The organism is Halorussus vallis (assembly GCF_024138165.1).
Classification (GTDB): Archaea; Halobacteriota; Halobacteria; order Halobacteriales; family Haladaptataceae; genus Halorussus; species Halorussus vallis.
The window spans coordinates 905,510-919,468 of record NZ_CP100000.1; the positions used below are offsets into that span (position 1 = coordinate 905,510).

Here is a 13,959-nt window from a genome sequence, read left to right on the forward strand (position 1 = left end):
TGCAGAAAGGTGCAAGTTCCCCCTCCGGAGATTCCGCCTCGAAAGTCGGTCGGTCGCCGACCGAACGACGAGTACAGCATCGCGAACGTCTCCGCCACTCGCACGAAGATTACGAGTACCGGCATTTCTGGTAGGAATCGACAGCACCGCAGACCGCCACTTACACGATACAAGTGAGTACCGCACCGCGACGGCCACACGCCTCCCCAGCCGATTCGCTCACTCACGCCTGCGGCGCTCGTTCGCTCATCCCTCGCACGAAGAAGGCGCGAGATGAACTCGCACCAGCGCGCGCCATATCCAAGTCCAGAGCGCGCATCTCCACCACCGAACCGGCGCGCGCGGACGCGGTTTCGTGCCGCGACCGATTCGCGCGAGGGATGACCGAGTGAGCGACTGCAAAGGAGCGAACGACGGAATCGGTTGGGGAGGTGTGTGGCCGTGGCGGTGCGGTACTCATTTGTGGAGTGCGAGTAGCGGTCACAGTCCAGTCGTTCATCGGCGTCGTGTGAATTCGCTTCGAGTTGCAAACCGATTCACCCCCGACTACGAGCGACAGCCCGAAGTCACAATCACTGCAACTCGTCCAGCCGAACCGCACCGAAGGGCACCAGCATCTCCGTCGGATGCAGACCCCCGTGCATCCCGACGTGCTCGAAGTGGCCGTCGTCGTACCAGAGCATGCCGCGCTCGGGGACCGCCACGAGGTCCGGACGACGGCGCTCGAACGTCGCGGAGGGCTCGCGGTCGCCGAACAGCCCTCGGTCGCGGAGCGTCTCCGCGTCGAACGTCCGGACCGGCGCGGCCTCGGCGAGGCGTTCGGCCAGCGCCGCCGTCTCGCCCGGGCGAGTGTGAAACTGGAGGTTTCGCGGGCCGCCGACCGCCCGAATCGGTTCGCCGTCCGCGTCCCGGGCCAGGAACTCCTCGACGCCGAGTTCGCCGAGGTCGACGTTCTCCTCGGGGCTGGTATCGACTTGCCCGTGGTCGGCGGTGACGATGAGAAGCGTCTCTCGGGCCGTCTCGGGGTCGAGTCGCTCGACGAGTTCCCGCCGGAGGCAGTCGGCCACCATCCCGATCTGGGCGCGGTACTCCGGCGAGTCGTTGCCGTGGGCGTGGCCGGCGGCGTCGAGGTGGGGCACGTAGCCGTAGACGTAGGTCGGGTCGTCGGCGGCTTCGAGCGTCTGGCGCACCCGCAGGGCCATCTCGGCGACGTTCTCGTAGGGCGTCGTCGTCGCCCCGCGGAGCGACCGATTCGAGTACGCCCCGCCCTCGATGGCCGCGGGGTGGACGACGTGCGGGTCGACGCCCGACGCGGCGAGTCGCCGGTAGAGCGTGTCACCCTCGAAGATGCGCTCCGGGGAGGCGTCGCCGAACGCCTCGCCCACCGGTTCGTCGTCGAGAGTGGTGAACGGCAGGGTCTGGACCACCACGCCGTCGTCCGGGCCGCCGAGGTGCTGGAACCAGCCGAGGTTGCCGTGCTCGACCGGTTGGCGCCCGGTGTGCATCGTGGTTATCGCCGCCGCCGTCTCGGAGGGGTAGATGGACGTGAGCGGGGTGACGGTCCCGCGCTCGGTCAGGTCGGCGAGCAGGTCGTGGCGCTCGTGCCGGCGCTTCCAGTGGTCGTAGCCGAACCCGTCGAGCAGGACGACCGCGACGTTCCGGACGTCGGTGTCGACGCCGTCGAAGACCCGGGCCGGGAGTCGCGGTCGCGACTCCCGACTCACTTCGGCACTGACGGCGGTCGTATCGTCCCCGAGCACCGACGCCACGGCGTCCGGGACGTTGGCGAAACAGTAGTCCTCGTATGCCGGAAACAGCGTGTCGCCTTCGAGGTGGCGCTCGCGGAGCGTCCCCGCGACGTCGTCCTGAAGCATGCCTGCCGTATTCGCGACCGGCCGGGGCAAGTGAATTTCGGTATCGTGCGAACGGTTCTCATCCAGCGGGCGAATCCGGGTCGCCTACCGCTCGACCGTCGCGCCGAGGTCGTACAGCACGTCGAAGAAGGTCGGGAACGACACGTCGACGTGCTCGGCACCCGAAATCATCGTCGGCCCCGAACACGCCAGCGCCGCGACCGCCAGCGACATCACGATTCGGTGGTCGCCCCGGCCGTCGACGACGCCGCCGTCGAGGTCGGACTCGCCGCCCCGAATCACGAGGGTGTCCCGACTCTCCTCGGTCACCGCGCCGAGGGTCCGGAGTTCCTCGGCCATCGCGCTCACCCGGTCGGTCTCCTTGTACCGGACGTGCTCGCAGTTGACGATGCGCGTCTCGCCGTCGGCTATCGCCCCGAGCGCCGCGATGGTCGGCAGGAGGTCGGGCGTGTCGCCCACGTCGACCTCGACGCCCGAGAGGGCAGAGCGCCGGACCGTCACCGCGCCGTCGTCGCGGTTCCAGTCGACGTCGGCGCCCATCCGCCCGAGAACACCGACGATCTTGCTGTCGCCTTGGGCGCTCGGATACGCGCCCTCGACGAGGACCGACTCGCCGTCCTCGGCGGCGACCGCGCCCGCGGCGAGCAGGTAGGAGATGGAGGAGAAGTCGCCGGGGACGTGGTACTCGCCGTCCTCGGGTTCGTAGAACTGCCCGCCCTCGACCCGGTAGGTGCCGCCGTCGTCGAGGTCCTCCTTGCCGGCCTCGACGCCGAACTCGTCGAGGAGTTCGAGCGTGATGTCGACGTAGGGGGCCGACTTGAGTTCGGTCTCCAGTTCGACCGCGATGCCGTCGTCGGTGACGGCGCCGGCCATCAGCAGCGCCGAGACGAACTGCGAGGAGACGTCGCCCGGCATCGAGACGCTCCCGCCGGAGACGGGTCCCTTGATGGCCAGCGGCGCCTGGCCGTTGGCGCGGGTGCTCTCGGCGCGTCCGCCGAGGTCGTCGACCGCCGTCAGGAGCGGACCGTGGGGTCGCGACCGGAGCGAGTCGTCGCCCGTCAACACGGTGATGCCGTCGGCGAGGGCGGCCGCGGCCGTCACGAGGCGCATCGTCGTCCCGCTGTTGCCGCAGTCGACGATGTCACCGGGCACCTCGGGTCGGCCGTCGAAGCCGTCCACGTCGAGGTGGTCGTCGTGGCGCGTGACGTCGCCGCCGAAGGCGTCGACGGCGCGCATCGTCGCCTTCGTGTCGGCGCTGACCAGCGGGTCGTAGACGAGCGCCCCGCCGGCGTAGCCCGCCGCCAGAATCGCCCGGTGCGTGTAACTCTTCGAGGAGGGCGCGCGTGCGCTCCCCGAGAGCGTCGATGGCTCTATCTCCACGTCCATGGCTCACCCGACGACCCGGCCCGGTATCAGGGTACCGGAGTGGGCAGAACTCCCGACTCGGGGACGGTGCGGCGAATCGGCGTCTCGCTCGGTCAGCGCACGATGGTGACCGGCACCGTCGCCCGGCCCGCCACCTCCTTGGAGGTGCTCCCGAACAGGCCCTCGTACTCCTCGGAGAGGCCGCGGTGGCCCACGAAGATGGCGTCGAAGTCGTTGGCCTCGGCGTACTCGGTTATCTCCTCGACCGGTTCGCCCGACAGCAGGCCCGTCTCGAATTCGACGTCGGCGTCCTCGCCGATGGTCGCCACCTCGTCGAGCGCCGCTTGAGCGCGCTCCTCGGCGTCCTCGACGTCCTCGCTGAGGAGTTCTTCGTCGGCCTCGGTGTAGCTCATCGGCGGGTCGTCGCCGCCGGTGAAGTACTGGTCGGGCACGACCACGCTGACCGCGACGACCGAGGCGCCGGTCGCGGCGGCCTGCTCGACCGCGTACCGGACCGCCTCCACGCTGGGTTCGGAGCCGTCGACCGCGACGAGGTACTTCATGACGACAGAGGTACGGGTCGGGGGGTGATTTGGGTTGCGGCCGCGCAGGATTCGCGTCGGCCGATGTCACACCGGCGGCAACGAAAGGGCGGCGCTCACGACCTCGTCCGCGTAGCGCAGCAGTTCGTCCGAACACCGGAGGAGGTCGTCGGTTCGGACCAGCGCGTCGTCGACGTAGCACAACGCATCGTCGACGTAGCGCACGACCGTGTCTCCGTATCTGCTCGCCTCGTCGGCGGCGGCGCTGGCGTCGTCGGCGTACGGGACGGCCACCGGGAAGTCCGAGGGGTCGACCGCGCGGAAGTCGGTGCGTCCGCATTGGCCGCACTCGGGGTTACCGACGGGGTGAACGTCGTCGTTTCGGGTCTGGACACCGGGACGCGGGCGACCGCAGTGCTCGCAGACGAACAGCATGAGTCGTTGCGAGGTGAGAACGGTCTCGACGTTCTTCAATTCGTCCTTTCGAAGTCGGACGGGTTTCGACCGAGTTCGCCCGACTCTCGGCCGCGTGCTGCCGACCCTCGACTCCGCGCGTCCGTTGCGTCGGCGATTCGCTCGACCGCCCGGACGAACCGCGCCGCGAGGTGGAGGAACCGCAACGTGAGGTAGACGCCGGCCAGCAGTAGAACGACGAGGAGGCCGAGGAGCGGACGCTGGGCGATGAGGACGCTGTACAGGAACGCGATCACACCGAGCGTGCCGAGTGCGACCCGGGTGAACTCCGATTCAGATTTTTCGTCTGACACGTTTTGCGCGTCACAATCGAAGTAGATAAATCGTTCTGACCGGGCCGCGGAGTCGAAGGACGCTCGACGTTGGCGGAAGGGCCGTCCGTCGGCCATATCGGCCGACGGACGGCCCTTCCGCAATCCGTATCGTTTTGCCCCTCCGGCGACTTCCGACGGGTATGGACCCGGACCTCTCCGCGCTCGCCGACGCGCTCGACTCGGAAGGATACGACGGCTACCTCCTCGACGCCGACTCCTCCGACTCGAACCAACTGTACCTCTCGGGCTTCGACGCGCCCGACCCGTTCGTCACGCTCTACACCCCCGAAGGGCTCTCGCTACTCGTCTCCGGCCTGGAGTACGGCCGCGCGAAGTCGGAGGGCCGCGCCGACGACGTAGCTCGGCTCGCCGACTACGACTTCCCCCAGAAGGTCGGCGAGTACGGCGGCCGCGCCGCGGCCGAGCACGCCGTCATCGCCGAATTCCTCGCCGACAGGGACGTGGCGTCGGTCGCGACGCCCGAACGCTTCCCGCTGGGGACCGCCGACGACCTGCGCGACCACGGCGTCGAGGTCGAGGTTCTGGAAGGCGACGTGCTGGCCGAGATTCGGGCGACCAAGACGGACGAGGAGGTCGAACGCATCCGGACGGCCCAGAAGGCGAACGAGGCCGCGATGGCCGCGGCGGAGGACCTCATCTCGGCCGCGAGCGTCGAGGACGGGACGCTCCGCCACGACGGCGAGGTTCTGACAAGCGAGCGCGTCAAGGAGGAGATAGAGGTCACGCTCCTGCGCCACGGCTGTGCGCTCGACGAGACCATCGTCGCCTGCGGCGCCGACGGCGCCGACCCCCACAACCGTGGGAGCGGCCCGCTCGCCGCCGGCGAACCCGTCGTCATCGACATCTTCCCGCGGGACAAGGAGAGCAAGTACAACGGCGACATGACCCGGACGTTCTGCAAGGGCGACCCCTCCGAGGAGGTCCGGCGGCGCTACGACGACACCTACGAGGCCTTCGAGGCCGCACTCGACGTGCTCGAAGCCGGCGTCACGGGCAAGGAGGTCCACGACGCGGTCTGCGACGTGTACGAGGCGAAGGGCTACGACACCCTCCGTTCGGACCCCTCGGCCGAGACGGGGTTCATCCACAGCACCGGCCACGGCATCGGACTGGACGTCCACGAACTCCCCCGACTCGCACCCGACGGCGAGGAACTCGAACCCGGCCACGTCGTCACCGTCGAACCCGGACTCTACGACCCCGACTTCGGCGGCGTCCGCATCGAGGACCTCGTGGTCGTCACCGAGGACGGCTACGAGAACCTGACCGACTATCCCATCGGGCTTCGGGTGGAGTAGGACTTCTTTCTCGTTTTTCGTTCGGCGGCCAACCGGGGTTCCGCTCGAAAGCCACCCTCGACCCCGACGAAACGCGGTTCCGGTGCCACAACCACAAAGTGCGGAACGCTCGAACCGGAGGACAATGCTTCGAGGAAAGTCCGAATCCGAACAGAGGCAGGTAGCAGTCGAATCGAAGCGACGGAAGGGGTGGCTCCGGCGGGCGGTCCCGTACGCCGCCGCGCTGGTCGCGGGGTACGTGCTGGGCAAGCGCTCGCAGAACGGGTCGCTCCCCGGTCCGCTGTGCGACGGCCAGGACGGCGAGTGGGTCACGGCCGGCGAGGAGGCCGAGGTCGAAACCCAGACTCAAGCCGAAGGCGAAACCGCCGACCCCGACCAGCCGAGTACGATGGGGAGCGTCTCCGGCGAGGAGGTCCGCGACGAAGAGCGCGAGAACACCGATTCGGCGGTCGGGACCGGCGACGAACCGTCCGAGGGCGAAGCCGGAGGCGCGTCCGAGGCGGAACTCGACGAGCGGGCGGCCTCGCTCTCGGCGCCGACGACCCAGGGGATGCCGATGCTCGGCCTCGGGACATACCAGAACGACGACTACGACCAGTGCATGGAGAGCGTGACGACCGCCCTGGAGATGGGCTACCGCCACGTCGACACCGCCCAGATGTACGACAACGAGGAGGCGGTCGGCGACGCCATCGCCGAGTCCGACGTCGACCGCGAGGACCTGTACGTCGCCACCAAGGTCGAACCGGACAACTTAGCCTACGACCACGTCATCGAGAGCACCGAGGAGAGCCTGGAGAAACTCGGCCTCGACTACGTCGACCTGCTGTACGTCCACTGGCCGACCGGCGAGTACGACGCCGGCGACACCCTCGAAGCGTTCGGCGAACTCCTCGAAGAGGACAAGATCGGGGAGGTCGGCGTGAGCAACTTCGAACCCGAGCAGATCGCCGAGGCCATCGACGCCGTGGACGTCCCCCTGTTCGCCAACCAGGTCGAGATGCACCCGCTACTCCCGCAGACCGAGGTCCGGCAGGCCTGCGACGAGCACGAGATCGAGGTCGTCGCCTACTCGCCCATCGCCCGCGGCGACGTCGCGGACGTCGACGAGGTCGTCGAGGTCGCCGAGAAGCACGACGCCACGCCCGCCCAGGTCAGCCTCGCCTGGCTCCGCGAGAAAGAGGTCACCGCCATCCCGAAGGCGACCGGCCGCGAGCACATCCGCGAGAACTGGCTGAGCCTCGACGTCGAACTCGACGACGAGGACGTCGAGAAGATAGACGGCATCGACCGCGAGGAGCGACTGGTCGACCCCGACCGCGCACCGTGGAACTGACGAGATTCAGCCGACTCGCTCTGTGAGTCGGCTGGATTTCGAAGACGCGAGCGCCGAATAGCGAGATTCGGAGCGCGCCGGCGAACGAGAATCACGAAAACGTGAGCGTCGACAGCCACGAGTAGCGAGACGTGCCGAGGGAAACGGCGGCTCAGTACGTCACCCTCCGGTACATCGACCGCGCGGCCTTGAACGCCGGCCAGCCGACCGCCGACCGGCCGCGCTGCCACATCATCGACGGCCGTGGCTCGGCCCCGAACCGCCGCTTGAACTTGAACACGCCGTCGGTGAAGTCCGACCCCGTCGCCCCGAAGTCGTAGGTGTCGTAGCCGTGGTCCTGGCCCCACCGGATGGCCGAGGCGTGGAGCGCCTCCGAGGGATAGTAGTCGAGCGCGTCCTCGTCCGGAATCCCCGCGAAGTAGTAGTGGAGCGCCGACCGCTCGTCGTCGCGCAGGTGGAGGTACCGACCCAGTTCCTCGCCGTCGCGCTCGGCGACGAAGACGACGATGCGGTCCCGGAGGTGCTCGACCAGCCCGTCGAAGAACGCAAGCGGAAGTGCGTCGCCGCCGATTCGGGCGATGTTCGCGCTGTAAGCGTCGTAGGTGTCCCGGACGACCTCCCGCGTCGGGTCGAGCGCTCGCACCTCGACGCCGGCGTCCTCCGACCGCCGGAGGCCCTGTCGACGGCTCTTGTGCATGTTCTCCCGGGTGGCCTCCCAGTCGTCGTCGAGGTCGAGTACCAGACGGCAGTTGACCAGGTTGGCCTCGTAGCCCTCCCGGGCGAAGTGCTTGCCGTACTTGACGTACCCCGGTTCGCTGGTGATGACGCTGTGGTAGAGCGCCCGGCGGTCGCCCGCGTCCTCCAGCGCCGCGAACGCCAGGTCGAGACACTCCTCCTCGTCGCCGGTGACCACCGGACCGCCGGTACCGGGTTCGACCGACACCACCCGCCTGACCGGGAGGCGCTCGACGACGTCCGGCCAGCCCATGATTTGGACCGGTTTGACGAAGTTGGGGAACACCGCGACCGGGTTGTTCCCCTTCGAGACGACGACGTGACGTCCCTCCATGTCGAGGGCATCCTCGCACACCCGGAGCCACTCGTGGCGGTGGAACAGACAGCCGAGGTCCGACTGCTCGACCACGTTGTTCCACTGGTTCGCGTTCACCTCGGTCACCGCGTCGTGGACGTCCGCCTGAAGCTCCGCCATCACTCACCCGTCCCGCCGGTACGCTCGGCGTTCCTGTCCCTCGCGTTCGCCTGCCGCTTCGTTCTCATCGCCGGTTCTTGGCCCCGTTCGGCCTTTGTTATTCGCCGATAAAGGCGGAGTAAGCCGGCGAAAACAGGTGATTTCCGCCGCGAAGTGGGCGATTCCGCCGCGACCGACCCACCCAAGAAACTTCGGGCGGTCGACTTTTCCGCGGCGCGAACCAACGTCGGGGCGGGATCGAACATGTCCGAAACCGGCAGGTACGTCTCCGGACTCGCGGCGCTGCTCGGTGCGTGGCTGGTCGTCGGGGCGGTCGCGGTGTTCGAAACCGTCCCGGCGCACTTCTGGAACGACGTCATCGTCGGGGCCGCCATCTTCGCGGTTGCGGGGTACACCTTCGCGAGCGGCGGCGAGTACGAACCGGTGAACGCCGCGAGCGCGCTCCTGCTACCTCTGCTGGGCCTCTGGGAGATCATCGCGGCGTTGAACTTCCTGCGACTCGGCGGCGCGGTGTTCTGGAACGACGTGATCGTGGGCGCGCTCGTGGTCGTCCTCGGCATCTACGACGTGTACCTCGGTCGCGTGGTCACGCTCGAAGACGAGGCCGAGGAGGCCGACTACGCGGAGTGAGTCGACCGGCCCGGAGAGCGAACTCCTTTTGAAACCGGGGCGGCTATCCGCTATCGATGGAGGTACTGATAGTCGGCGCGGGCGCGATGGGCCGGTGGTTCGGGTCGATCCTCGACGCCGACGTCGCGTTCGCCGACGCCGACCCGGCGGTCGCCGAGGCCGCCGCCGACCGCGAGGACGACGCCCGAGCGGTCGCGCTCTCGACCGACGAGCGATTCGACGCGGTCTGCGTGGCCGTCCCGCTCTCGGCCGCCGCAGAGGCGGTCGACGAGCACGCGCCGAAGGCGACGCGGGCCGTCTTCGACGTGACCGGAACGATGGCCGGCCCGCTGGCCGCGATGGCCGAGGCCGCCCCGGACCGCGAGCGCGCGAGCTTCCACCCGCTGTTCGCGCCCGAGAACGCCCCGGGGAACGTCGCGGTGGCCGTCGAGGCCGGCGGGCCGGTCACCGACCGAATCCTCGACCGCCTGCGCGAGCGCGGCAACGACGTGGTCGAGACGACGCCCGAGGAGCACGACGAGGCGATGGAGACGGTGCAGGCGAGCGCCCACGCGGCCGTCCTGGCGTTCGCGCTCGCGGCCGAGGACGTCCCCGAGGGACTCTCGACGCCCGTCTCCGACGACCTCGCGGCGTTGGTCGAGCAGGTGGCCGGGGGAACACCCCGGGTGTACGCCGACATCCAGGACGCGTTCGACGGCGCCGACCGCGTCGCCGAGGCCGCGGCCCGCCTCGCCGACGCCGACCGCGAGGCGTTCGAGCGACTGTACCACGACGCGCGGGAAACGGCGGACGAAACGCAGGAGACGACGGAGGACGAGCGATGAACGCCGACCAGCGGGCGGGCGTCGTCGAGAACGCGAAGTACCTGCGGAACGTCCGGCCGATAGACCCCGAGGAGGTCAGCGAGTACGTCGAGGGGACGCCCCACCCCGCAGTGGTCCGGCAGGTCCTCCGGGAGGAGGCGGTTTCGCTCGGCCTCGTCGAACGCGACGACGGCACCTTCGAACCGGCCGAGGACGAACTGATACGCCCGACGTTCCGGGGCGTCGAGGCGTTCCCGGTCGAGTACGGCCGCCGACTCGAAGACCTGCTGGTCGGGCGCTTCGGCCCGAACTGGCACCGCGGCGAGTCGGGCGACGACCTCCGGGAGACGATTCGGCGACTCAAGGCCGACTACTTCGAGAACAACCCCGTGGAGTACGACGCGACCGCCGCGCTCGGCTACGCCATCTACCACCTGCCGGACAACTACGCCGCGGTCCAGTACGTCCTCGACGAACTCGGCGAGAAGGGACTGCTCGACCGCCGACTCCGGATTCTGGACGTGGGCGCCGGCGTCGGCGGCCCCGCGCTGGGCGTCCACGACTACCTGCCCGACGACTGTCTGGTGGAGTACGACGCGGTCGAACCGAGCGCCGCGGCCGACGCGTTCGAGCGACTGCTCGCCGACTCGAAGCCCAACTTCCACTGGTCGCTGACCCGCGAGACGGCCGAGGCGTTCGACCCGGCGGCCGCCGGGTCGAACGCCTCGGGGTTGGAGGACGACGAGTCGGAGGCCGACGAGTCGAACGCCCCGGAGGGTGATTCGACGGACGCCGCGGCGTCCGGCGAGTACGACTTGATTCTGTTCGCCAACGTGCTCAACGAACTCGACGACCCCGAAGCGGTCGTCCTCGACTACATCGACGCGCTGGCCGACGACGGCGCGTTGGTCGCGGTCGAACCCGCCGACCGCGAAACCAGCATCGGCCTCCGGGCGGTCGAACGGGCGGTCGCCGACGACCGGGGCGCGGCGACCGTCTACTCGCCGACGCTCCGACTCTGGCCCGGCGAGCGCCCGACCGACCGCGGGTGGTCGTTCGACGTGAAACCCGACATCGACGTGCCCGCCTTCCAGCGCAAACTGGACGAGGCGGCGGGCGCGGGCGGCGAGTTCGTCAACGTCGACGTCCAGTACTCCCACTCGATTCTGCGCCCCGACGGAAAGCGCCGAATCGAGTTCGTCCCCGACGAGGAACACCTGGCGAAGTTGGCCGACTCCGAGCGCCACGTCACCAAGCGCATCGACCTGGTCGCGGTCAAACTCAGCCACTCGCTGTCGGGCGAGGGTGCCAACCCGCTGTTCAAGGTCGGCGACGGGAGCGAGTCGGTCGACCACTTCGCGGTGCTGACCAAGGAGACGTCGCTCAACCGGGACCTCGCGAGCGCCGACTACGGCGACCTCCTCCACTTCGAGGGTGGCCTGCTACTCTGGAACGACGACGAGGAGGCCTACAACCTCGTCGTCGACGAAGAAACCGTCGTGGACCGGATTCCGGCCTGAACGGTCGAAGCGACGACTGGGTCGGGTCCGGTGCGTCGCTCCGTCGGCGGCGGCGTAATTTCAACTCCGGCCGTGAGATTCATTACTTCCTGACGGGATTCCGTAGTAATGGAGCGCACGCTCGACCTCTCCGGCGTGGAGGTACGCGACATCGAGATAGCCGAGGCGGAGTTCCCGAACGCCGTGACGTTCCGGCTCGAGGGCGTCTTGACCGACCTCGACGAGGACGAGATGGAGGCCGTCGTCGGCAAGGAGGTTCGCCCGAAGTCCATCGTCGTCGAGGAAGTCGACGGGTAACGCCGACGAGTCGGAACGGGCGAACTGGGGCGGGCGAATCGGGACGGCGAGCGAGGTTCGAACCGGCGTCACAGCGACCGGCGGGGTTTGCCGACTCGGACGACTTTTACTCCGCGAGCAGAGAAGGTCGGCCATGGCAGAGAGTTTTCGCTCGTTCGCGGGCCTGCGCGACGCGCTCGCGGACGCCGACTTCGACCGGCCGCCGGCCATCGTCTGCAACGCCCACGTCACCGGCTTGAGCGTGGCACGCGCGCTGAAAGCCCGCGACGTGCCCGTCATCGCCGTCGACCGGAACGGTCGCGGGGTCGCGCCCTACTCCGACGCCGTCGACTTCGCCGGACGAGTCACCTACCCCCTCGACGACGAGGACGGGTTCCGCGAGGACGTCGAGGCGCTCGCGGCCGAGACGGGCCACGAACCGGTCGCGTTCGGGTGCATGGACGAGTGGGTCCACGCCTTCTCGCGGACGGAACCCGAGGGCGTCCGACTGCCCTTCGCCGACCGCGCGGTCGTGAACCGGGTGCTCGACAAGGAGTCGCTGTACGACGTCGCCGAGCGACTGGGCGTCCCGTACCCCGAGACGTACCGCATCGCCGAAACCGACCCGGCCGAAACCGGCGGCGAGTCGGGACCGGTCGACGGGGGCCGGGATAGCGTCCCGGCCGCCGAGGCCGCCGACCGCCTCGGCTTCCCGTTCGTGGTCAAACCCGCGCTCAAGCGCAAGTTCGAGGAAGCCGTGGGAACCAACGTCGTCGAGGTCGCCGACGAGGCAGAGTTCGAGGACGTGGTGGCCGACGCCGTCGACGCGGGTATCCGGGTGATGGCCCAGGAGAAGGTGCCGGTCGCGCGCGGCGAGGACTGCTCGCTGGCCTCCTACGTCCCCGAGTCGGGCGACCCCGTGAGCTTCGTCGGCAACGCCGAGGTCCGGTATCCGCTGGGCTACGGCACCTCCTGCGTGGTCCGGCGGGCCGACGCGCCCGAGGTCGAGGAGAACGCGCTGGCGGTGCTGGAGGAGACGGGCTACCACGGCATCAGCGAGTCGGAGTTCGTCTACGATGCCGACCGCGAGGAGTACGTCCTGCTGGACGTGAACACCCGGCCGTGGAAGTGGATCTCCTTGCCCGTGCGGGCGGGCACGAACCTCCCGCTGGCGGCGTACTCCGACGCCGTGGACGAGTCATACGAACCCGACGAGATTCGGGACGCGACGTGGGTCTACCTCGCCGACTACCTGAAGGCGCTCCAGAACCCGGACTTCGCCGACGTGCTCGGACGGGACGACTGGCTCTCGCTCGCGTCCGGCGACTTCGAGGCGCGCGAGGACTTCACGACCGGCGTCTACCGGCCCTCGGACCCCGCGCCGGCGTACCGCCTGCTGGAGAACGAGGTCGGGACGCGGGACTACTACTGCTCCTGCTAGTCCGACTGGCCGGGGGAAACGGAGGGTTCCCCCGGCCAGTCGGTGCGTCGGTTCTCCGGCGAGGCGCTCACGCGTCCGACGGAGCGGCCTCGATGCCGGTGAAGATGCCGAGGAATCCGTCCCAGGACTCGCGGACGTCCAGTCCGGCCGCCGCGACCACGTCGAGCGGTTCCTGGTTCCAGCGACACCCGGCCGCGGCGAAGTGGGCGTCGGCCCGCCAGTCCTGGAACCGCGCGACGGGACCGACGGTGCTCCGCCCGTGTTCGAACAGCAGGATTCGACCGCCGGGGGCGCAGACCCGGCTCATCTCCCGGAGCGCCGCCTCGGGGTCGGGGAACGTGCACGTCGACAGCGACGAGACGACGGTGTCGAAGCTCGCGTCGGGGAACGACAGCGACGCGGCGTCCATCTCCCGGAGATCGGCGTCGATGCCGAGTTCGGCGGCCCGCTCGGCCGCGCTCGCCAACATCCCGGGGCTGATGTCGACGCCGACGACGTCGACATCAGCCGGGAGGTACGGGAAGTTCTCGCCCGTCCCGCACGCGACGTCGAGCACGCGACCCTCGGCCCCGGCGAGGACCCGCCTGCGGTAGCGGTCGGTTAGCAGGCGGTTCACCCGGTCGAATCGCTCGAACCGCGGCGCGAGGTCGTCGTACACCGCACGCAAGCGGTCGGGCGACATCGAGGGGCGCGAAGCGGAGTCGCCCGCGGGCGACCCCCGCAGGGCGTCGTCTTTCGAAGCATCGTCCTCGGAGGCGTTCATAGGGTACGAACGCCTTCCGACGATATAGCGATGCCCCGGCCGGCGACCGATGTCGGTCGCCGGCCGGGGACGAAACGGCGGTCGGAGGCGTA

Annotated in this window: 14 protein-coding genes; 7 read left to right on the forward strand and 7 right to left on the reverse strand. The window is 69.2% G+C overall.

The features are described from left to right. Nucleotides 1-572: 572 nt before the first annotated feature. The 5 genes from NGM07_RS04700 to NGM07_RS04720 all read right to left on the reverse strand — a co-directional run bounded on the left by NGM07_RS04700 (nt 573) and on the right by NGM07_RS04720 (nt 4,548). Nucleotides 573-1,874, reverse strand: coding sequence for an alkaline phosphatase family protein (locus tag NGM07_RS04700; protein WP_253517760.1), 1,302 nt, complete (start codon nt 1,872-1,874; stop codon nt 573-575). Nucleotides 1,875-1,958: 84 nt separating this feature from the next. Beyond that, nucleotides 1,959-3,260: a 3-phosphoshikimate 1-carboxyvinyltransferase gene (gene aroA, locus NGM07_RS04705; protein WP_253517762.1), complete on the reverse strand. Its 1,302-nt coding sequence runs from the start codon at nt 3,258-3,260 to the stop codon at nt 1,959-1,961. A 92-nt stretch (nt 3,261-3,352) separates the two neighbouring features. After that, nucleotides 3,353-3,802: a universal stress protein gene (locus tag NGM07_RS04710; protein ID WP_253517765.1), complete on the reverse strand. Its 450-nt coding sequence runs from the start codon at nt 3,800-3,802 to the stop codon at nt 3,353-3,355. A 66-nt stretch (nt 3,803-3,868) separates the two neighbouring features. After that, nucleotides 3,869-4,255 (reverse strand): hypothetical protein, encoded by a 387-nt coding sequence (locus tag NGM07_RS04715; RefSeq protein ID WP_253517766.1) that lies wholly within the window; start codon nt 4,253-4,255, stop codon nt 3,869-3,871. Beyond that, entirely contained in the window at nt 4,252-4,548 is a 297-nt protein-coding gene (locus NGM07_RS04720) for a DUF8066 domain-containing protein (protein ID WP_253517769.1), read from the reverse strand. Before NGM07_RS04720 ends, NGM07_RS04715 begins: the two co-directional genes overlap by 4 nt. A 161-nt stretch (nt 4,549-4,709) precedes the next feature. Between NGM07_RS04720 and NGM07_RS04725 the strand changes: the two genes are divergently transcribed. Beyond that, a complete protein-coding gene (locus tag NGM07_RS04725; RefSeq protein ID WP_253517771.1) occupies nt 4,710-5,888 on the forward strand; it encodes a M24 family metallopeptidase in 1,179 nt (392 codons plus the stop codon). 550 nt (nt 5,889-6,438) lie between these two features. Further along, nucleotides 6,439-7,224: an aldo/keto reductase gene (locus NGM07_RS04730; protein WP_253520153.1), complete on the forward strand. Its 786-nt coding sequence runs from the start codon at nt 6,439-6,441 to the stop codon at nt 7,222-7,224. Nucleotides 7,225-7,375: 151 nt separating this feature from the next. Here NGM07_RS04730 and NGM07_RS04735 read toward each other — a convergent pair whose 3' ends face one another. Then, nucleotides 7,376-8,434, reverse strand: coding sequence for a lipid II:glycine glycyltransferase FemX (locus tag NGM07_RS04735; RefSeq protein WP_253517774.1), 1,059 nt, complete (start codon nt 8,432-8,434; stop codon nt 7,376-7,378). Between the two features lie 243 nt (nt 8,435-8,677). On the opposite strand from NGM07_RS04735, the gene NGM07_RS04740 reads away from it, so the two are divergent. The 5 genes from NGM07_RS04740 to NGM07_RS04760 all read left to right on the forward strand — a co-directional run bounded on the left by NGM07_RS04740 (nt 8,678) and on the right by NGM07_RS04760 (nt 13,104). Then, nucleotides 8,678-9,064 carry an SPW repeat domain-containing protein gene (locus NGM07_RS04740; RefSeq protein ID WP_253517776.1) on the forward strand — a complete coding sequence of 129 codons (387 nt, stop codon included), beginning with the start codon at nt 8,678-8,680 and terminating at the stop codon, nt 9,062-9,064. 56 nt (nt 9,065-9,120) lie between these two features. Next, a complete protein-coding gene (locus NGM07_RS04745) occupies nt 9,121-9,888 on the forward strand; it encodes a prephenate dehydrogenase/arogenate dehydrogenase family protein (protein ID WP_253517779.1) in 768 nt (255 codons plus the stop codon). Continuing rightward, nucleotides 9,885-11,387 carry a small ribosomal subunit Rsm22 family protein gene (locus NGM07_RS04750; RefSeq protein ID WP_253517781.1) on the forward strand — a complete coding sequence of 501 codons (1,503 nt, stop codon included), beginning with the start codon at nt 9,885-9,887 and terminating at the stop codon, nt 11,385-11,387. The genes NGM07_RS04745 and NGM07_RS04750 overlap by 4 nt, the downstream gene beginning before the upstream one ends. A 108-nt stretch (nt 11,388-11,495) precedes the next feature. Continuing rightward, nucleotides 11,496-11,684, forward strand: coding sequence for a M48 family metalloprotease (locus NGM07_RS04755; RefSeq protein ID WP_253517783.1), 189 nt, complete (start codon nt 11,496-11,498; stop codon nt 11,682-11,684). Between the two features lie 133 nt (nt 11,685-11,817). Continuing rightward, nucleotides 11,818-13,104: a carboxylate--amine ligase gene (locus NGM07_RS04760; protein ID WP_253517786.1), complete on the forward strand. Its 1,287-nt coding sequence runs from the start codon at nt 11,818-11,820 to the stop codon at nt 13,102-13,104. Between the two features lie 67 nt (nt 13,105-13,171). Here the strand turns inward: NGM07_RS04760 and NGM07_RS04765 are convergent, their stop codons facing one another. After that, on the reverse strand, nt 13,172-13,867 hold the full coding sequence (locus NGM07_RS04765) for a class I SAM-dependent methyltransferase (RefSeq protein ID WP_253517788.1): 696 nt from the start codon (nt 13,865-13,867) through the stop codon (nt 13,172-13,174). Nucleotides 13,868-13,959: the final 92 nt, after the last annotated feature.

What these genes read in the sequence shown, in the direction of transcription:
- NGM07_RS04730 (WP_253520153.1), top strand. Translation starts at nt 6,439, where the DNA reads ATGCCGATGCTCGGCCTCGGGACATACCAGAACGACGACTACGACCAG.
- NGM07_RS04725 (WP_253517771.1), top strand. Translation starts at nt 4,710, where the DNA reads ATGGACCCGGACCTCTCCGCGCTCGCCGACGCGCTCGACTCGGAAGGA.
- NGM07_RS04760 (WP_253517786.1), top strand. Translation starts at nt 11,818, where the DNA reads ATGGCAGAGAGTTTTCGCTCGTTCGCGGGCCTGCGCGACGCGCTCGCG.
- aroA (WP_253517762.1), bottom strand. Translation starts at nt 3,260, where the DNA reads ATGGACGTGGAGATAGAGCCATCGACGCTCTCGGGGAGCGCACGCGCG.
- NGM07_RS04745 (WP_253517779.1), top strand. Translation starts at nt 9,121, where the DNA reads ATGGAGGTACTGATAGTCGGCGCGGGCGCGATGGGCCGGTGGTTCGGG.
- NGM07_RS04700 (WP_253517760.1), bottom strand. Translation starts at nt 1,874, where the DNA reads ATGCTTCAGGACGACGTCGCGGGGACGCTCCGCGAGCGCCACCTCGAA.
- NGM07_RS04710 (WP_253517765.1), bottom strand. Translation starts at nt 3,802, where the DNA reads ATGAAGTACCTCGTCGCGGTCGACGGCTCCGAACCCAGCGTGGAGGCG.
- NGM07_RS04735 (WP_253517774.1), bottom strand. Translation starts at nt 8,434, where the DNA reads ATGGCGGAGCTTCAGGCGGACGTCCACGACGCGGTGACCGAGGTGAAC.
- NGM07_RS04765 (WP_253517788.1), bottom strand. Translation starts at nt 13,867, where the DNA reads ATGAACGCCTCCGAGGACGATGCTTCGAAAGACGACGCCCTGCGGGGG.
- NGM07_RS04755 (WP_253517783.1), top strand. Translation starts at nt 11,496, where the DNA reads ATGGAGCGCACGCTCGACCTCTCCGGCGTGGAGGTACGCGACATCGAG.
- NGM07_RS04750 (WP_253517781.1), top strand. Translation starts at nt 9,885, where the DNA reads ATGAACGCCGACCAGCGGGCGGGCGTCGTCGAGAACGCGAAGTACCTG.
- NGM07_RS04740 (WP_253517776.1), top strand. Translation starts at nt 8,678, where the DNA reads ATGTCCGAAACCGGCAGGTACGTCTCCGGACTCGCGGCGCTGCTCGGT.